Source organism: Dehalobacter sp. TBBPA1 (assembly GCF_040931655.1).
Lineage (GTDB): Bacteria > Bacillota > Desulfitobacteriia > Desulfitobacteriales > Syntrophobotulaceae > Dehalobacter > Dehalobacter restrictus.
The window spans coordinates 1,467,462-1,487,088 of the sequence record NZ_CP162385.1 but is presented as its reverse complement, the minus strand read 5'-3'; the positions used below and the strand labels follow the sequence as shown (position 1 = coordinate 1,487,088).

The 19,627-nt window shown below is 42.7% G+C and carries 16 protein-coding genes; 3 read left to right on the top strand and 13 right to left on the bottom strand.

Translation table 11 applies throughout. The features are described 5' to 3' along the window. Positions 1-17 precede the first annotated feature (17 nt). Positions 18-455 (bottom strand): hypothetical protein, encoded by a 438-nt coding sequence (locus tag AB3489_RS07345; RefSeq protein WP_368294533.1) that lies wholly within the window; start codon positions 453-455, stop codon positions 18-20. A gap of 337 nt (positions 456-792) precedes the next feature. Between AB3489_RS07345 and AB3489_RS07340 the strand changes: the two genes are divergently transcribed. Continuing rightward, a complete protein-coding gene (locus AB3489_RS07340) occupies positions 793-1,002 on the top strand; it encodes a hypothetical protein (RefSeq protein WP_368294532.1) in 210 nt (69 codons plus the stop codon). A gap of 37 nt (positions 1,003-1,039) precedes the next feature. Here the strand turns inward: AB3489_RS07340 and AB3489_RS07335 are convergent, their stop codons facing one another. Together AB3489_RS07335 and AB3489_RS07330 are read right to left on the bottom strand one after the other, a co-directional pair. Beyond that, the gene (locus AB3489_RS07335) at positions 1,040-1,375 is read right to left on the bottom strand and encodes a holin family protein (protein ID WP_368294531.1); all 336 of its coding nucleotides are present in this window, start codon (positions 1,373-1,375) and stop codon (positions 1,040-1,042) included. A gap of 62 nt (positions 1,376-1,437) precedes the next feature. Next, positions 1,438-1,662, bottom strand: coding sequence for a sigma factor-like helix-turn-helix DNA-binding protein (locus tag AB3489_RS07330; protein ID WP_368294530.1), 225 nt, complete (start codon positions 1,660-1,662; stop codon positions 1,438-1,440). Here AB3489_RS07330 and AB3489_RS07325 point away from each other — a divergent pair. Then, the gene (locus tag AB3489_RS07325; RefSeq protein ID WP_368294529.1) at positions 1,662-1,853 is read left to right on the top strand and encodes a hypothetical protein; all 192 of its coding nucleotides are present in this window, start codon (positions 1,662-1,664) and stop codon (positions 1,851-1,853) included. The genes AB3489_RS07330 and AB3489_RS07325 overlap by 1 nt on opposite strands. A 621-nt stretch (positions 1,854-2,474) precedes the next feature. Further along, positions 2,475-6,167 (top strand): Ig-like domain-containing protein, encoded by a 3,693-nt coding sequence (locus AB3489_RS07320; RefSeq protein WP_368294528.1) that lies wholly within the window; start codon positions 2,475-2,477, stop codon positions 6,165-6,167. A gap of 69 nt (positions 6,168-6,236) precedes the next feature. On the opposite strand, the gene AB3489_RS07315 is transcribed toward AB3489_RS07320, so the two are convergent. The 10 genes from AB3489_RS07315 to AB3489_RS07270 all read right to left on the bottom strand — a co-directional run bounded on the left by AB3489_RS07315 (position 6,237) and on the right by AB3489_RS07270 (position 19,613). Continuing rightward, complete coding sequence (locus tag AB3489_RS07315; RefSeq protein ID WP_368294527.1) at positions 6,237-7,304, bottom strand: hypothetical protein; 1,068 nt, start codon at positions 7,302-7,304, stop codon at positions 6,237-6,239. A 336-nt stretch (positions 7,305-7,640) separates the two neighbouring features. After that, positions 7,641-8,249 carry an ATP-binding cassette domain-containing protein gene (locus AB3489_RS07310; protein ID WP_368294526.1) on the bottom strand — a complete coding sequence of 203 codons (609 nt, stop codon included), beginning with the start codon at positions 8,247-8,249 and terminating at the stop codon, positions 7,641-7,643. Continuing rightward, on the bottom strand, positions 8,246-10,228 hold the full coding sequence (locus AB3489_RS07305; RefSeq protein WP_368294525.1) for a DUF1430 domain-containing protein: 1,983 nt from the start codon (positions 10,226-10,228) through the stop codon (positions 8,246-8,248). The genes AB3489_RS07310 and AB3489_RS07305 overlap by 4 nt, the downstream gene beginning before the upstream one ends. Before the next feature lie 388 nt (positions 10,229-10,616). Then, the gene (locus AB3489_RS07300; RefSeq protein WP_368294524.1) at positions 10,617-11,999 is read right to left on the bottom strand and encodes a hypothetical protein; all 1,383 of its coding nucleotides are present in this window, start codon (positions 11,997-11,999) and stop codon (positions 10,617-10,619) included. Beyond that, complete coding sequence (locus AB3489_RS07295; RefSeq protein ID WP_368294523.1) at positions 11,974-12,504, bottom strand: sigma-70 family RNA polymerase sigma factor; 531 nt, start codon at positions 12,502-12,504, stop codon at positions 11,974-11,976. The genes AB3489_RS07300 and AB3489_RS07295 overlap by 26 nt, the downstream gene beginning before the upstream one ends. 782 nt (positions 12,505-13,286) lie before the next feature. Further along, positions 13,287-14,906, bottom strand: a complete 1,620-nt coding sequence (locus tag AB3489_RS07290; RefSeq protein ID WP_368294522.1) for an ABC-F family ATP-binding cassette domain-containing protein — start codon at positions 14,904-14,906, stop codon at positions 13,287-13,289. Between the two features lie 91 nt (positions 14,907-14,997). Continuing rightward, complete coding sequence (locus AB3489_RS07285; RefSeq protein ID WP_368294520.1) at positions 14,998-16,878, bottom strand: ABC-F family ATP-binding cassette domain-containing protein; 1,881 nt, start codon at positions 16,876-16,878, stop codon at positions 14,998-15,000. Between the two features lie 113 nt (positions 16,879-16,991). Beyond that, the gene (locus tag AB3489_RS07280) at positions 16,992-17,837 is read right to left on the bottom strand and encodes an alpha/beta fold hydrolase (RefSeq protein ID WP_368294519.1); all 846 of its coding nucleotides are present in this window, start codon (positions 17,835-17,837) and stop codon (positions 16,992-16,994) included. Positions 17,838-17,882: 45 nt separating this feature from the next. Further along, entirely contained in the window at positions 17,883-18,443 is a 561-nt protein-coding gene (locus tag AB3489_RS07275; protein WP_368294518.1) for a PadR family transcriptional regulator, read from the bottom strand. Positions 18,444-18,569: 126 nt separating this feature from the next. After that, complete coding sequence (locus AB3489_RS07270) at positions 18,570-19,613, bottom strand: DMT family transporter (RefSeq protein WP_368294517.1); 1,044 nt, start codon at positions 19,611-19,613, stop codon at positions 18,570-18,572. Positions 19,614-19,627 lie beyond the last annotated feature (14 nt).

Below are 19,627 nucleotides of genomic sequence, written 5' to 3'. Positions count from 1 at the left end.
TTTTCAACACCCCTTCTTTAATTACTTTGTCTTGGTGAGTAAGCACACGGTTCTTCTAAATAACCACTCCCATTGTACATTCTAAAACTTCCACCGGCATAATATGTGCCTTTGACACTTGTATATGGAGAAGTAGCAGTTAACATTACCTGAGGAGAACTATTGTATGCCCAAGGGCTGTACTTAACACATGTCCCTGCGTCATTATACATATAAGCACTAACCCCCATATAACCTGTTGACGCACTTCCATTTGTGCAGGACATTATAGCACTGGCAGAAGCAAAACTAGGAGATGTCGTAATTGTGCAATAACCGTTATAGATATACCCTCCATAATTCATACCAAAGTTTGTTACTGGGCTGGATGCTTGACCGGCATACGCCATGGTCGCAACAGAGAGAAATAAACCAAGAAAAAATGGTATGAAAGAAACTCTTAACTTTCTAATCATATTATACTCCTTTCTAATTTATACAGGCAAATTTTTCCTTCCAATACTAATAGACAACATAGATTACTTTTTGCAACACATATTTAGGATTTTTTTACTCCTGAGACTGTCCCTAAAACGGCAACGGCGCCAATTGGCACTTTTCGTATCAATATTATTTTCAACTGGAGCTAACCGACTACCCCCCCTCAAATTAAGACATAAATCAAAAATGCGAAGCAGACAAGAAAGAATTAAGTTCTAAAATATATTTTCAGAAATGGTTGATAAACCCTTACTATTTTTCTTTTTACACATTGAATTAGCTAATTCGATGAGTAAAAAGGAGGATACTGTAATGAGTACAAATGTTTATGGAGGCCCAGGAAACAAAGCGTATGCCGTGGTGGGATATCTCGATGCACTCGATCCCTACACTGTCCTATGGGAGGAATACGGATGGAAATTTATTGAATACCCATCGGGATCCAAAAAAAAGAGAGCGTATCTGCCAGGAGGAGCATCTACCAAGACCTTGGATAATCCTCCGAGTGAGACGTTGAAGTAAGAATAATTCTCAGGGTTTTGACCTGTAACGGTCTGAGTTAGCCTGTATCTCCCATTTGTTGCAAGACATTCTCTAACTTTTGTGGAAATGGCACTCCCATTTTAGCAATATTTTCAAGTATACTGATCCCTTCATTAGACAAATAGAACATAATCAGCATCGTTCTTAGAGTACTTCCTGAACCGATGATGTATTGATCAATAATGTTTCCCAAGGCAATTAGGGCAAATATCAATATTTTTTTACATATACCTTTAAATCCGATATTACTCGATACTTTCTTATCAAAAATCGCCAATAGGACACCAGTTACATAATCAAATGCTACAAATGCGACCAGCGCATAAACCAGGGAATCAAGCTCACCTAGCAACCATCCGAAAACCCCGCTTAAGTGCAATCATAATTTTGAGATAATTTAAAAGCAATTCCACATTAATCCCCCCAATGCCCTTCTTGTCCAAACCATTTTGCTAATTTCTTCAGAGCCCGTTTTTTTGTCTTATTAACTGCTTGTCTGCTGATTTCATTAATAGCTGCGGTTTCTGCTACGGTATAGCCCAATAGATAGATCTTTTCAACAACAGATAATTCCGATTCCGTCAACAGATGATCTATCCCTGTTAATTCCAGTTCAAAATGGGTGTCCAACGTAACCAATGCAGCTTCAGCATAATAAAGTTGCAACTCCGTTTTATGCTTCGGCAAGTACAAGTTCGACCATACTAATGAACATGGGTGTTGGCGAAGCCGTTGTTACCGAAAAAGTAGCAACAGGTTCTTTCCGCAAAGGAATCGCCGGAAAAGTTGGCTCGGGGATAATTGAGGGATATCTAAAACCTCAACCGTAGGCGCCGATATCCCCGCGGGAGCAAGGCTTAAAGCTGCAGGCGGTTCTTACGACGTTGACGCACTGCATGCATTTAATAACGGCGCTATGGTTCATATTAGCGGTTATTATAGTGGAAGTACCTTCATTGCAAGGAATTGTTACGTTAACACAAACTGGGCTTCAGGAAGTACTGGCAGTTACTATGTTTACTTTGGTTAAGACATCTAGTAAGTCCAAAAGTGAAAAAGGCGACCTTCGGGTCGTCTTCCTCTTTTATTTAACCATAACAAGCGACATAGTGTTGCAACATTTCCAAAAGTGCAAGTTGACATCAACCCAATGTAACGTAAATGGCGCTTCATTATAATTAGCAGACAATCTATGATTGATCTCTCTTCCGTTACAGACTTTTCTTCTGTCTTCAAATTTCCGAGTTTTTGCCGAGTTTTTGCCGTTTAACAAGTTGCTGAGGAAATATAATCAAGCTGAAGGGAGAAATATTACAGAACGGCTAAACTATTTTCTTGATTTTAGGGCCTTAGAAAAAAGTTACCAAGCAAGTTTACGAATATCCATATTTCTTCTCTTTGCTAATTAATCAGCTGGTTCAAAAAATTTTTAAAAACAAAGGAGAGATATTATGTCAGTAAAAGTAAATACCGCAAGCGCTTCAACTGTATATCATGGACCAAGTTCCAGCATTTATGCCTCTGTGGGCAGTGTTGGCATAGAGCAAGTCGAGGTCTTCGCCGTGGAAAAAAACTGGTTCTATATCGAGTACTACACCGGAGCCACTACCAGGAAAAGAGGCTATGTCCCGTACAACACAATCACGAATCCGGCTACTGTAGCGGCCAGCGTCCCGACCCGGTCTTTAACCGGCTATGCCGATGTTTCAACCCTAAACATTACGGTATGCACAGGTCCGGGAACCTCAACCACTTATCCATTACCCGGGAATGTCTATGCCACGGAAGGTTTCACGCGTTTTAATGAAACCAGTGGGAGCTACACGTATATTGAATACAGTACATCGTCTGGCACCAAACGTGGATACGCCTTGACCAGTCAACTTGCAAGCAGGAACAGGGGGGTGCTTGCGAACGTTTCATCATCTGCTACCATTTATACCGGTCCCCGCAGCAATTACGTAACCGGGGGAGGTGTTTACTCCGGAGAATACGTAGTTATCCTGGAAAAAGACGCTTCTTCCTGGTACTATATTGAATTTAACTCAACTTCCGGTAGAAAACGCGGTTACGTCGATCAAAACTTAATTACGCCATATTCTTCGACCAGCGGACTTGGATCACTGAAAACATTTCAAAATGCAGCTTCCGTCCAACAGAATGTGTATGTTTATGCCGGACCAAATTTAGGTTTTGCCTCTGTTGGCTCTTTATCCGCTGATGAGACTGTCTTTTGGATTGAGGGTGTTACTGCGGAGTCTGCCTATTCTTTTATCGAGTACACAACCTCCTCCGGTCAAAAACGGGGCTATGTGTCGGCCAGCGGTCTTCAGACTCTCACTGGAGCTGTCGTTTCGGTTGCAAACGCAGACACTGTTTATCTTGGACCAAGTGACATAAACTACGCGTCTGTAGGAAGTGTCAGCCAGAATGATCCGGTCCTGGTTCTTGGCAAGGAAAAATCGTGGTTCTATATTCATTACCCCACATCAAGCAATAAGAAAAGAGGCTATGTTCCATACGACTGTTTGAATGATCCCTCTACCGTTGCCGCAGGTGTCTCGGAGAGGACGTTTACGGGTTGTGCCGATGCAACCAACCAGGATCTGACGGTCTATACCGGACCGTCGAACAATTACGCCGCTTCTGGAACTGTCTATTCTGGTGAAGGGGTCACCCGCTTTAATGAAAGTCAAAACGGCTTCACCTATATTGAATTTAGCTCCCCCTCCGGAACGAAAAGAGGTTATGTCGATACAACGCAATTAGCAGGCAGGAACAGAGGCGTTCTGGCTGAAGTCACTTCCACTCCCGGCGCTGTCTATTGCGGCCCGGATACAACCTATTTCTTAAGCGGGGGGCTCTCACTTGAAGAATTCGTCGTCATCCTGGAAAGAGACATTTCTTCTATTTATCCGACACAATGGTATCACATCGAATACAATACTGCATCAGGACGGAAAAGAGGCTATGTCAGTCAAAATTGCCTGACTGCTGCAGGCTCTCTGAATTCTGTTCCGGCATTGCGAACAGGTACCGGGTTAGCAAAAGCTGTCGGGAACCAAACCGTATATACCGGACCAAATACCAATTTTACAACAATCGGCACAATTTTTGATAACGAAAGAGTAAGCATACTAAGCAGCGCCTCGGTAGAATCAGCCTATGCTTACGTCGAGTACAACACAGGTGGTTCGGCAAGCAAGCGCGGCTATGTATCGACAGGAGTCCTTCAGTCGACTTCAGTGACCCTGCCAACTATTTCCGTTGCCAATGTCGTAGAAGGAAGTTATGGTACCAGCGGCAACAATCGTTCCCTTAACTATTACAAAATTGGCAGCGGCAGCAATGTTCTGGCGGCGGTATTCGCAGTTCACGGATTTGAAGATGCCTGGGCGGCTGACGGCGAGGAGCTGGTCAAAATCGCTAAAACGACGATTGAAGAACTTGCTGCGGAAAACCTCTCCGCATGGACAATCTACGTTATTCCCTGCGCCAATCCGGATGGAATTCTGGACGGTTGGACAAATAACGGTCCTGGCCGGGCAACAGTCAACGCAGGTAAGGATATTAACCGTTCCTTTCCGTATACTAATAATAATGACTTTTATCCCTATACTAACAGCCGGAATTTTAACGGCTCATTGGCACTGGGTTCAGTTGAATCGCTTGCCCTTAGCCAAGCCTTGCTGCAATGGCAAAGCGAAGCCCAAACCATGGTTTTATTGGATGTTCACGGCTGGCTCAATGAATCTCTCGGGGATACTACGATCGGGCAATATTTCCAGACTCAGTTCGGCTCAACTTTTAGTCTTAGCACATTATCTAGTTCCGCCAAAGGCTATGTAAGTCTTTGGGGACAAAATAAAGGCATGCGCGCGGCGTTAATTGAGCTTCCCTTCCCCAGCTCATCACAAGATATCATTGACAGGGATTTTGCCGGGAAATTCGTTTCAGCTACGTGCAATATGCTGAACGCTATCGCTTCAAGTGTGGCCGTCACGGGCGTCACGGTATCTCCCAGCCAAGTAACGCTTGCTTACAATCAGACCCAGCAGCTTACTGCGACCGTGTCCCCGTCCGACGCAGCGAATAAGGCAGTAATATGGTCAAGCAACAATACAAATGTGGCAACAGTGAACAGTACTGGCCTAGTAACCGCAGGCGCAGCTTCAGGAACCGCAACGATCACTGTTCGGACTGTAGACGGCAGTTTTGCAGCAAACTCAATGGTGACCGTTGCCTCAGCATCTATTCCTGTTACAGGTGTAAGCATGAGCCCAACATCTGTCACTTTGGATGCGGGAGATACCCAACAGCTAACAGCTACCGTCGTTCCAGCCAATGCGACTAACAAGGCGGTTACTTGGTCGTCTAGTAATACAAGTATTGCAACTGTCAACAGTAATGGTCTGGTAACTGCACAGGCAACTGGATCAGTAACTATTACCGTAACAACAAATAGCGGAGGATTCACAGCAACAACGGCGATAACCGTATCTAATAATGGAGGCGTCCCTGTAGGATACAAAACCTATAAAGTGGGTGCTACGTTACCAAGCGGCGGTCCATTTGCTGGCTGGGCAGTAACTCAAGGATTTAATGACAAAGAAACAAATAACAAAGGACATCTGGGTTACGATATTGCCCTTGGAAGCACTGGCACCCCTGTAAAGCCCATATTCGGCGGAACTGTAGCATTTGTTCGAGCTGATAATTCAACTGCGAACGGGAGAATCGTTGTCATCGAGCATAATTTAACTGGAGTCCGGACATTCTATTCCTCTTACTCACATTTAAACTCTACGAGTGTTAGTGCCGGAGACTCTGTGACAACCAGTACGACAATAGGCACTATGGGCGGTTCTGCAAGTGGCAGTAATTCAGGTGTCCCCATTCACGTGCACCTTTGTACCTATACTAAGAGCAGTTATGCTACTGATCCAATGGGCTATTGCAGCGCTACCGATCCAAACACCGGCTATCACCCGTTAAAGTTTGAACAAGCTGCCGGAAGCTACTACAACGACTATTACTATGGCGGGGATACGAGTAAGTTCCCTCGTTGCGGCGGATGTTGTTTTTATGATCCATTTGGGGTCGTCAGCACCGACGGTCAAATCATTGAAGCTTTTCACCCATAAGAAAGAAATAAACAAAGAACTGGCGAGGCAACTCGCCAGTTCTTTGTTTTGCGTCTTAGTGAAGATAACTTAGTCGATCGGGCTTGTAAGTAACATTTTGGACACATGATCTGTAGTATCAAACTCCAATTTAAATATTAGCCCTCCGTCACTGTACCAAATGTTTTTAAGACCGTTTTCGTCATACCAGATATACCCGGCAACTTCAGTATACACTGCCTTTCCATATAAAGTCTGGATTTTATTGTTATTCACGGTCTTTCTTTTGCTTCTCTCATCAGGAAATTTTGCGATAGCGGACTCCAACGAGTCACCCACTTTAATACCCCTAATGAAACTATAATCAGGCCGAGTGGTTTCTATGCTGCAAAAGATGTCGTTCTTACCTGCACCTTCAGGATAGTAAAAAGACACTACTGTATCCGCGTAGTTACGTTTCATTGTCACATCGATACGTCCATCTGTTTCTGGTACCATTTCCACATCCACCGCCGGGCCGAAAAGTATATCTGCTTTCTCTATCGTTAAGTCCAAAGTAAAACCGATAATTTCTCTCGTAAAGAACGGCAGTTCGTACATTGCCTGTTTAATTTTTTCTGCTGGAACCTTTTTAAAAGATGTTGGCAATTCTGTTTGCTTTTGTTGATCATAGGGACGTAATTGAAGATCATTATAGGTAATACTGAGGTATCCGTTACTAATGGCAAGTGTGCCCTCAACATGTTGAAGCTTATTCGGGGATTCCTTCTCGCCAGTGGAATAGAAAGCCTTACCGTCAGGTTCCTTCCGGGCGTTTGTACTGAATCCGCCTTGTGTAATTTTTCCATCTTCATCATATTCCGCAACAAAAAGATGGAAATCAAACCCGTTTTCCGTTTCATTATAGACTTGGATTTGAGCAATGTTTCTGTCACCGTATGCATACTGCCAGACTCCTGTGAATTTTTCAACAGGTTCAACTGATTCTGCTGGTACCGTTGGTCCAGATTCCTCTGATGACTCCGATATCGCAGGTGAGTTTGACGGTGACATTGTACCAGGAACGGAGTTGGTGGTTGGGGTACAAGCAGCAAAAAGTAGAATTAAAAGCGCTAAGATCATTATTAGTTGGATAAGGGATTGAGATTGTTTTTTCATTCACCTTTCTTCCTCTCTTAGCTTCTTAAGATTACTCACTTAAAATCACTTTTAGTATACTTTGAACAGACTGAACAATGAAACTTGATTACTTATAATGTTCTTTCTTTTTTTTACCAATTATAAAAAAACACCACCAGTAATTCAAGCAAAAGATTTCATAAGCCGGCTTATTATTATATTAGGAAAGCCTTCATATATTGCAGAACTGTAAAAGCTAAAATTCGTTGTAGTCATTCTACAACACTCATTGATCACGTCCCGGCCAGTTTTTTATTTTGCTGTTTTATATTGACTTGTAAATGACATTGCATTCGCATACGTTCAAATCGAAATTTATAGGTCGATAACCCTTTGTGCCTTATCTTTAATTTTTTGATCATGGGTCACGATAATCACGGTTTTCCCTTCGGCATTCAGCGAAAGTAGAATATCCATAATTATTTGAGCGTTTTTGGCGTCCAGCGAGCCTGTTGGTTCATCCGCTAAAATGATATCGCATTTTTTAAGAAATAAACGAGCCAACGCGACGCGCTGCTGCTCTCCCCCGGACAGTGTATAAACCTTACTGTTCAGTTTACTTTCTAGACCAACCCTTTCCAGCACTTCTTCAATCGTATAATTTGTGCGGCTGTCCCGCCTGACCAACTCAAGGTTCTGTTCAACAGTTTTATTCTCTATCAGTGCAAAATTCTGAAACAGAAAACCGACGACAGAGCGAAAATATGCCAATTTTTGCTTATTCGTCGTGTACTCCATTCCGTTGATTCTCAAACTTCCGGCGTCAATGGGCTCGATTAATCCAATCATGTTCAACAAGGTGGTCTTTCCCGTTCCGCTGGCGCCGGAAAAGCAAACAAATTCCTGATCCTTGATCAGAAAACTATAATCTTGAAACAGAGTCAAACCATCAAATTTTTTGGTGATATTAATTCCTTCAATCATAATACCCTTCCTTTTAGAATGGCCGGTACATTGGCTTTTTCCATCGTACTTGCCTTCATAGCAATAAATATTAACTCAACCGCCAGCAAAATGAGCCCTCCCCAGATGAGATCAGCACCCTCGGCAATCCCCAAAAGCCCTCTAAGCAAAAACGCCAGGATGATGCTCACCAGAAAAACGACTAAAGTGATAAGTATCAACCTCTTGTTTCTGGCAAAAAGCGAGTAGCCAAGTACTTTTTTCAGCGCCAGTTCCATCGCGTTGAACTGATACTCCAGTTTGATAATAAAACTGATCAGCGCGATTTCAAGCGCCAGCAAGAAGATCGATAAAATAACGACTAATTTCACATTGCGTAAGATAATCGCCCAATTGTGTTCATAGACATCCAGGGCATTGGATTTGACCCTGATTTGATCGGACAGCTGATACTCCGTGATAAACTGATTGAAGTCCCGCTCGGGGATATTGTACATCGTATCATAGGCATAGTACATATCGTTATCTGCCTGATATTCATCAATTTGTTGAAGTGTATTATTATAAATTATAATCGGGTTTGCCATTGGTCGGCTTACATACTTGTTTGGCTGATTATGAATGCCCACTAGACTAACATCGTCGTCATATACTTTGGTTTTAACGCTTGAAAGAATTTTTTCTCCAAAAAAAGCAGTGATCATTTCTTTCGCGATAAAACATTCCTGAGAATCCTCCGATATACCGGACGGGACCAGTAGATAATAATCATCGTCAGTGCTTTGGACCGCCTCCGCCAAGGCATAGCTCACTTTTGAGATTTCTGCAAACGAATTTTGATTTATTAGGATAACAGGGTACGGGCTGCGGAAATTAGCTGTCAAATCATTGTATTGCAAGGAATATTTTTGAAACCGTTTATAGAATTCTTGATTCATCATGCTTTCATCTGAAATTGTTTTGCCTAAGTGATTATTTACCCTGTAATTCAATTGATAGTAACTATAATCCTTATGTTCGGAAAAAAAATCATGCTGCTTATACATTAGATACCCTTGCGCCAGTATGGTGAAATTGCTGGATAGGACAATGAGGGTGAGTACGGTGGTCATGGTCTTCAGGATATAGTTGGCTGTAAGAAGTCCGCCGCCTGAGCGTCTGGCTGCGATATCTTTTTTAAAGTTAACGCGCAAAACGGCCGCATTGATCAGTGTATTGGCAATCATGAACACCAGAAAGGATAGGGCAAGGGCTTTAATTTTAAAAAGTACATTAGAATTGGATAATAGGCTTAATATGAACGGCAAGCAAAGGAAGGCACTGACCAGGATACCGATATCGGCCAAAGCATTTTTGCCGAAAACAGTTCGGACATCCTCCCCAAGGGTTATCCGAACCATGATCTCCTTCTTCAGGCTGATGATTTCATAAATCGTCAGCAGCAAGATCAAGCCAAAAACGATAGACCAAACCGCCAAGAGATTCAGCCAAGTCTCTTTATCGGAACTGAACAATTTAGGGAGTCCGCCTCCATATTTACCTACCAGGCTCGCTTTGAATAAGCGCATGGCTTTCAGTTGGGATTGATCGCCGATGTAATAACAGTCTTTGAACTTTTCCATCGTCTTAATCTTACTAAAATCCGCATATCTAACTTGTGTTTCTCCCATAAAAAGGCTGTTATGCTTTCCTTCAAGAATCCCTTTGACTTGTAATGTTTCCAAGGCGTTGGGCGTGCCGAATACCGTGATCTCTTTGGCGTAGGCCGAGATAATCGTACTGTCCACAAAGAAGAAATCGACATCATACGCCTCTCCTGCATTGAGAAAATCTTGGATGACTTCTTTTTCTTCAATAGCGGCTTCCCGATTCACAAAATCAAATCCCGACTGGTAATATGATTCTTGAAAGCCGTCCAGATAAAGAATGAACAATTCCCCGTTAAAAATAAAGCCTATGGTGATTAACAAGTATATGACGATCAGTTTTATTTTCTTCATAATACAGAAAACCCTTCTCTATTAATTGTGCAAATATGGAGCTAAAGAATGCCTCCATATCGTCATATCGTAACCGAACCTTCAAACTCACTTATATTATATCGAAAGTACATGAGCTTTCAATCTGATTGAATTGAAAGCTCATGTATTATTCAAATACTATGCTTGTTGGTCAATACTCAATACTCAACACGCCATACTATAATAATTCACTGTGTTTCCGGAATGTTGTACTTCAAGATCCGATGTATCATTTGCCCATACCCAAGTTCCATAATGAGCCCTATTTCCATTTACAATTTTCGCAGCATGTCTTACTATAAGCATACGCAACATAGAAATTTATTTTCCAGTAGTCACTACAGTTGGATCTCTGATATTTTTTTGATTACTTTTTCAGAGTAATACTCCAATCTCCCTCACGATAATATTGGAAATTTTCAAGTGTAATATCCAGTGTTGTTTGCTCAGCAGGGAAATTAGGCAAACTGATTACTTCATAACGGGGTTCACCGTATTTATCGCTTTGCTCATACCCGGGATCAACAAATGTTGCTTCTCCATCAATCTGTAATGGAATGGCATTGTATTTCTGATCGCATGACCATGTAAAACCTGACAAACCATTCTTTATTGCCTTGTCAAATTTTTTATCAATAACAATCTGCAGTCCAGTTTTGCTGGGGTTTTCTACGGTTTTTTTACTCCCATCTGAACGTCTTACAACAATGGAATTTTCATTTACCATCCGCTGCAAAGCAACAATATTGACGTTGTAAGTGCCAATACTAACCGGCAGATCGACGGGAGTATTATCCCCTTCCGATGGAATTTCCAACTTTAGATCCACCTTTTTATTCTCATTATCAGCAAGAATTATATAGGGAATTACTGCTTCTAAATCATCCTTTAAACGAGCTTCAAAATAAAATGTATTTTGGGGGACATCTTTATCCTGAGAGGATACAGGAAGATATTTTTTGCCTTGTATGTCGACAAGATAGATATTACCGTAAGTTAATATTTTCTTATTATCGTCACTTAATCCTATCAGTTTGACTTCAAGCAAATTATCTTTATACTGTGTTAAAGCCGCCACACGTATACCATTTTCATAAGATACATTGCCGAAATCCTCAAAATGCTCAACCCCCTCGACCTTCGACATAATGACCGGCACTGTTAGTCCTCCGATTAACAAATCAAAACGATCAACAACACGGCCAAATTGAAAGCTTGCAGAGCCGATCCACTCATAATCAGAAGATCCTTTCTCCCCGTCACCCATGGCATTAAATTCAGTAAGCTTACCCTTATTGCCTTTGCTGTCAGTGACCAATTGAGTATCGTTTTGTTTCCATTCTACAGGAATATTACTTCTGATTACAGCTTTGACAACATTGCCGTCAGTGAAACAGGAGAGAATTTCAATTTTTTGTCCATTTTCAGATTGAAAAATAATACTGCTATCGACTAAAGCATAGGTTTCAGCATCATTACTATCCACAATAACTGCATTTAAACCTGGTATATACTTTTTTAGCGGCTCAAAAGCCTCAGAAATATTACTATGAAATAAAAATACGATGCACATTACTACTGTAGCAAAACTTACAGTACAAATGGCAGCTCGTTTATAACCAGACGAGTAAGATTTGGGAGCCTTGCTCTTGCTGGCCTTTGTCTTGATCCTTTCTTTAAGGGAATCTGTAACTACAATGTGATTAAGTTTATCTTCAATGATTTCATTCAGATTGTCGAACTTGTCCATGATAATACCACCTTTCCATACTTTGTTTCAATTTTTCTCTGGCCCTGCTTAGTCTCACGGCAACTGTAGATTCTTTCATTTTAAGAATTTCAGCAATCTCATTAATCTTAAATTGCTGATAATAATACAGAAGAATAACTTCTTTATGCTTTGGACTTAAGTTCATGATTTGTTCCAGAATTTCGCCGTTGTCTCTTTCCAAGACTAAAATATTGTTATTACAATTCTTCATTAAATGCTCGTCGATTTTGTCAACCGTGATGACTCTTTTAAACCATGAAGTCCGCAGATAATTTTTGCATACATTCATGGCGATACTAATGAGCCAAGTTCTTTCACTTGCTTGTCTATTATAAGTCCCATATTTTCTGTATGCTTTGATAAAAGTATCCTGTAGGGCATCCTCTGCCAGGTGAATGTCTTTTAGATATAACCAGCAGAGACGAAGAATGTCATCACCATATTGATCCATCATTTTTTCTAAATCTGGTATATTTACAGGCACCGCTTAACCCCCTTTCACCTATTAGACACATCTTATTGCCAAAACCTTACATTATTTTATATTACTTATAGCTTTTTGATTTGAAATTTAACACGTTGCTCAAAGAAGCTTAAGTGTTTGCAATACAAAAACTTATTCATGAATTTCAAGCACACGTTACCAGCATTTAGAAGAAAAATAAAGCTAAAAATTTAGGGTGCCCTGACTGATGTGGCAATTTTTGCAACAATTTTCGCAGAAAAACGTATATCACTTTGTTTTCTCTGATGTTAAATATTCAAGCTGAGAGTTTCACTGTAACACCTACACGGGGTACGAGGTTATCATAAAAAACCACGTCAAGCCTAAGCTCTGACACTACCGCCTGAAGGCGCTCAACCCTGCGATGCTCCAAGAGTTCACCAACGACATATACCTGCACGGGTATTCAAGAGCATGCTCGTGAACATCATGGGCATGCTGAACGCGGCTCTCGACTACGCCGTCCACCCCTGCGATTCATCAAGGACAATCTGTTCTGGTACGTGAACATGCCTCGCTCGCTGCCGAAGCCGATCTGCGGCTTGCAGGGGTTGTCACCCCGCTTCACATGGTTAACGTCGAAGTTTCCAATTTTACCACATTATCATTTTAAATAGGGAATTTATCACAAGCAAATAGTACATTCGACCCAAAAAGTCAAATTGCTCAAAAATAAAAATGCTGCCCATCGTCTGAATAAACGATGAACAGCATCAATTTTTTCTGCCACTTTACATTTTATATTAGGAAATAAATTAATCCTACATCTCGTACATCTTTTTGCGAAGCACCTGAATATCTTCACTTTCCAGATATTCGTCATACGTGATCTGCTTGTCGATGATCCCGTTCGGCGTGATTTCAATGATCCGGTTGGCCACGGTCTGGACAAACTGGTGGTCATGTGACACAAACAGAATCGTCCCCTTATAATTGATCAGCCCGTCATTTAAGGCCGTGATCGATTCCAGGTCGAGGTGGTTGGTCGGCTCGTCAAACAGCAGGACGTTAGCGCCGGAAAGCATCATTTTAGCCAGCATGCAGCGGACTTTTTCGCCTCCGGAAAGCACTGCGGCCTCCTTCAGCGCCTCTTCGCCGGAGAAAAGCATTCTGCCCAGCCAGCCCCGGACGAAGGTCTCTGTCTGATCATTGGAATATTGTCTGAGCCAGTCGACTAGGCTCAGATGAACATCGTCAAAATAGGCCGCGTTGTCTTTTGGAAAATAGGATTGGGATGTGGTAACGCCCCATTTGAAGTCTCCGCTGTCTACAGTTGTTTCCCCGATTAATATTTTAAACAGGGATGTCTTGGGCAGACCGTTAGGACCTACGAACGCGATCTTATCGCCTTTACTGACAATAAATGAGACATTGTTCAGGATCTTCTCCCCTTCTACTTCTTTGCTGATTCCATTCATGGCCAACAGGTCATTCCCTGCTTCCCTGTCCGGTTTAAAATCAACAAATGGATATTTGCGGGATGACGGCCGGATGTCCTCCAGGGTTAGCTTCTCGAGAAGCTTTTTACGGGAGGTGGCCTGTTTGGACTTGGAAGCATTGGCACTGAACCGCTGGATAAACTCCTGCAATTCTTTTTTCTTGGCTTCCGTCTTTTCATTGGCGTCGCGCATCTGCTTCAGCGCCAGCTGGCTCGATTCGTACCAGAAATCATAGTTGCCGACGTAAAGCTGAATTTTGCCGAAGTCAATATCGGCAATATGCGTGCAAACTTTATTTAAAAAGTGCCTGTCGTGAGAAACGACGATTACGGTGTTCTCAAAGTTATACAGAAAGTTTTCGAGCCAGGTAATGGAGGCAATGTCGAGGTGGTTTGTGGGTTCGTCCAGCAACAGGATATCAGGACTTCCAAAAAGAGCCTGGGCCAAAAGGACCCGGATCTTTTCATTGCCGTCGAGTTCCTTCATCTTTTTATCGTGGTACTCTTCGCCAATACCGAGTCCGTTTAAGAGGGTTGCCGCTTCGGATTCAGCTTCCCAGCCGTTCATTTCCGCAAATTCCGCTTCCAGTTCGGCGATCTTCATGCCGTCTTCTTCGGAAAAATCGGGTTTGGCATAGAGAACTTCTTTTTCATCCATAACCTCACAGAGCCTTTTGTGGCCCATCATGACGGTTTTTAAGACCTCAACTTCGTCAAATTCAAAGTGGTTCTGCTTTAAGACAGCGATTCTTTCACCGGGGTCAATCGAGACATCTCCTTTATTGGCTTCTATCTCACCGGAGAGAATTTTTAAAAAGGTCGATTTACCGGAGCCGTTCGCACCGATGAGACCGTAACAGTTCCCTGGGATGAATTTGATATTGACGTTTTCAAATAATGCACGTCCGCCGTAACGAAGAGATATTCCAGTCGTACTGATCATTTTATTACCATCCTTATTCGTGCAACCAAGTCGCCATTATAATACAATCAAGTAGTCATTATAACATAAGTAATCAACGTTTGTCGAAGGATTATGATTTCGCAGCAGCAATTTTTTCAGCAAGATCGTTCAGATAGATCCAGCGTTCCATCTTGCCGGCAATGGCACATTCCAGCGCTTCTTTCTCGGAAAGCAATTCCTGCAATTTGGCATAGTTACTGGTCTCCCGCGAAATGGTTTCATCCAGTGTACGCAAGTTTGCTTCGAGCTGTGCAATCTCTTCTTCGATCTTTCCGTATTCCTGTTCTTCCTTGTAGGTAAACTTCAATTTTTTCCTGGGTTCGGCGGTTTCACCCTGGGGATCAGTACAATTAAATTGGTCTGAAATGCCTATGTTGCTTGAAGTGATTAAAGTATTTGAAGTATTTGAAGTACTTGAACCACTTGAAGGACTGTTTCTTTTAGAACTATCTTTTTCTTCTCTGCCCTTATCCGTAATTTGTTCCTGATAGTCGGAATAACCGCCGACATATTGCCGCAGTGTCCCGTCTTCCTGGAATTCAAAGATCCGGTCTACGACTTTATCCAGGAAATAACGGTCATGGGAGACGACGACCACAGCACCGTTGAAGTTCTCCAGGTAATCTTCCAAAATGGTCAGCGTCTCTATATCCAGATCATTGGAAGGCTCGTCCAGCAGCAGGATGTTCGGGGCTTTCATCAGCACGCTGAGCAGATAAAGTCGTCTGCGTTCGCCGCCGGAAAGCTTGGCAATCGTATTCCACTGCAAATCAGCAGGAAACAGGAAGCGTTCCAGCATTTGCGTGGCAGTCACTGTTCCGTCCACCGTCTCAATGTTTTCGGCAATACCCCGAATATAGGCGATGACGCGCTGAGAGGGGTCCATCTCTTCGCTTTCCTGTGAAAAATAACCGATCCTGACGGTTTCCCCTGTAACAATCGTCCCGCTGTCCGGTTCAACCAAGCCAATGATCATTTTTAACAGCGTCGATTTGCCGCAGCCATTTTTGCCAACAATGCCGATTCTGGCGTCACGCAGAATGATATGGTCAAAATCCCGGATCAGCATTTTTCCGGTATAGGATTTTGCGATATGGTTCATTTCAATGGTCTTTTTACCAAGGCGTGACGCCACCGAGCTGAGGTTCAGCTTCTCCCCGGCTGCAGGTTTTTCCCTCTCACTTAACTGTTTGAAGCGTTCAATCCGTTCTTTGCTTTTCGTTCCTCTGGCTCTGGCGCCGCGGCTGATCCACTCCAGCTCCGTTCTGTAGAGGCTGCTGTTTTTTCTTTCCGTGCTGATTTCCATTTCTTCGCGCTGAGCTTTCAGCTCCAAATACTTGGAATAATTCGCCGGATAGCTATAGAGGTTTCCCTGGCTGATCTCAATCATCCGATTGGTCACCCGATCGAGGAAATAGCGGTCGTGCGTGATCATAACAATCGCTCCGCTGTATTTGCGCAGATAATTTTCCAGCCAGAGGACCATCTCATTGTCCAAATGGTTGGTCGGTTCATCCAGAATCAAAATTTCGCTCGGTTTGACCAGAGCACGCGCAATCGCAACGCGTTTCTTTTCTCCGCCGGACAAAAAGCTGACGTCCATTGAAAAATCCGTAATGCCCAGCCTGGTTAAAATCGACTTTGCTTCATATTCCATCAAGTCCTGGTCTTCGGATGAGGCTCCCAGAAACACCTGTTCCAAAACCGTCAGATGTTCACCGAATATGGGGTTTTGCGGAAGATAACTAATCCTGACGCCAGAAGCCATCGTCACCATACCGGCATCCGGCGTTTCAATCTCGGCGATGATCTTTAAAAAAGTTGATTTCCCGGTGCCATTAGTCCCGATCACACCGATTTTATCTCCCTCATTTATGAATAGAGACATATCTTTTAAGAGTTTTTTCTCACTATAACTTTTCGTAATCTTTTCTGCCGATAATAGAATCAAATGAAGCACCTCACACTGGCTAAAAATAGTTTCGCATTCTCACGGTAAAATGACTCCTTCCAAAGGCAGCCAATGTTAAAGATATCATATCACGCCTAAAATTTCTAATAACATTATTCCTGAATTAAAAAATCATAGATTTCCGTGGTTAGATTGGTAAGTGTATGCCCTGCCTCGGGCAGAATATTGATCTTGGCCTGCGGAACCAATGTTTCCATCCGCCGAGCAGTCTTCGCCGAATGAAGCATGATATCTTTGCCGCCCACAAATAAAACTACCGGCATCGTCAAGGACTTCAGTTCCTGATCGGGAAAAATGGGTATCATTTCACGGCGAAAGTTGAAACTCTTGCCAATCAGCAATTGATAATCCAGCACGACGTCAGGAATAGGCTGATTACCATTCACTTTATAGAAAAGTTTTTTTAGTCCTCGATCTCCAAAACACATATAGAGCATCGCTGAAAAAAGGAAAGAACCCTTTTGCTGTCCGACGCCTGATGGGCAAAGCAAAACAAGCTTTTCAACTTTTTCCGGCCGAAAAACAGCATACTTGATCGCGAGCCAGGCACCTAAAGAAATCCCGATCAAACTTGCTTTGTCGATCGCCAACGCTTTAAAGACATCATCAAGCCACTCCGCATAAGCAGAACTGTCGAAAGGTAACTGTTCTTCGGCACTTTTTCCTGGTTCACCTGGGATATCGACGGCATAGACACGAAAATGCTTCGTATAGGTCGGCATATCACCCAGCCACATCACGGAATTCATCCCGCTGCCATGGAGAAGAATCAGCGGCGGCGCGCTCGGATCGCCTCCTGCTAAAACAAACGTTTTGCCATACCGGGTGGTCAGATGGATCATCTCATATTGCGCTGACCATTGTTCCAATAAAGCATCATATATCCTGAGAACTTCCTTTTTCCCTTCCGGAGTGCGGAAGGCCATTCTGTTTTTCATAGCTTTCCCTCCATTCATATTTATCTGCCATTTTCTTTTTGCCGTTTATTTTTCGCTGCAACCGCTGCCGAGCTTATTCCGGATCTTTTCCAGCCAGCTCAGTTCACTTTCATAGGATGAAATGATATTCTCTTGAATCAGCTCCCACATAGTAAGTTCTCTTTTGCTTCTGGCTGGCGAAAACCTGCCTCTGCGGCTTTTCTCTTTTTCTAGGATGATCTGCATTTTAATTTGCTCTTCATATGCCAACAGCAAGCTTTTTAATTCCTCATCGTCCAAGAGATCCGACCAGGCAAGCTGTATCAGAAATGTTTTTTTGGTTTCCGGGATTTCTGGTGTTGAAAGCACCCATTTTTTCAATTCTACGATCCCATCTGCCGTGATTGTATATATTTTTTTGGAAGGTGAACTTTCCTGGATCTGGACTTCATTGGTCACAAAACCCAGGTTCAGCAGTTCAACCAAGGCTTTATAGATCTGATTGTTATTGCCGGACCAATACATAAACGATGAATCCTGAATAATTTTTTTCAGATCATACCCCGTCAGAGACTGCGTACTGAGAATTCCCAAAATCGCATAATTAATGGACATCATCATGGACATCATTTATTCTTCTTCACTTCCATTCTAAAAAATACAGTAACGTATGTTATTAATAACATATGTTACTGTATTTGTAAAGTGCTATCCCATTTATAAAAAAATTAAATATAAAATCAGGTCTAATGCCTAATGCTTGTGATGCATATCCGGTGCATGATGATGCGCATGTTGTATGGTTTCATGTTCGTGCGGATGACTGTGCTCCCCTGTCGTAAAATCAGCGTGAACATGGCTATGATGGCCGTCACCATGATGATGGCGATGGTCATGACACAACGCTTCATGACGATGTTGATGGTCATGTTTCTCCCTAGCCGCATAATAGGCCCCGAATATCATTAGAATGGCTGCAATGATAAAATTACTTGTTATGGGTTCTTTGGCGACAATAAAAGATAAGCCAACGCCAATAAACGGTGCAACAGCATAATAGGCGCTTGTTCTAGCCGCCCCGAGGTCTCTCTGGGCTCTGACATAGAAAAGGAAACTGAGGCCATAAGCGAAGAATCCCAATATTAGCGTAAAAAGAATATAGCTGTAATCGGCTGTCATTTGTTTGGTGACAAAGGCAATAAGCAAGGAGCCTGCTCCGGATCCCAATCCTTTAATGACGACAATCTGCATGGGATCTTTCAGCGAAAGCATTTTCGTAAAGTTATTCTCCAGTCCCCAGCAGACACAGGCCAGCAATACAAATATTGAGCCTGCGGAGAATGACAGTCCTTGAATATCTTTTAGTGATAAGAGTATGCTGGAAGCTGTAATGAGAATGATTGCCGTCCAGAGCCTTGGCCCGATTGTCTCCTTAAAGAGCCACAAGGCAAGAAGTGCAGTTGCTGCAATTTCAAAATTGCCCAATAAAGATACATTGGCGGCCGCAGTCGTGCTCAATCCGACCAAGAGCAGAATAGGCGCACTCATATCCAAAAGAACCATTCCAATTGTAAAGGGCAGATCCTTCCTGGCAATACCTGCTTCTTTAGATAACGGCCTATTTGCTTTAATGATTAATCGCAGCGCGAACATGCCGCTGCCAGCACCCAGATAAAGAAGTGCAGCGAGCATGATCGGCGATAAATGGGACAATAACAATTTGGACAATGGCGTGCTTATACCGAAAAGTGCAGCTGCCAGGAGTGCCTGGAATACTGCAAATTTTTGTTTTTGCATCGAAAACCCCCTGC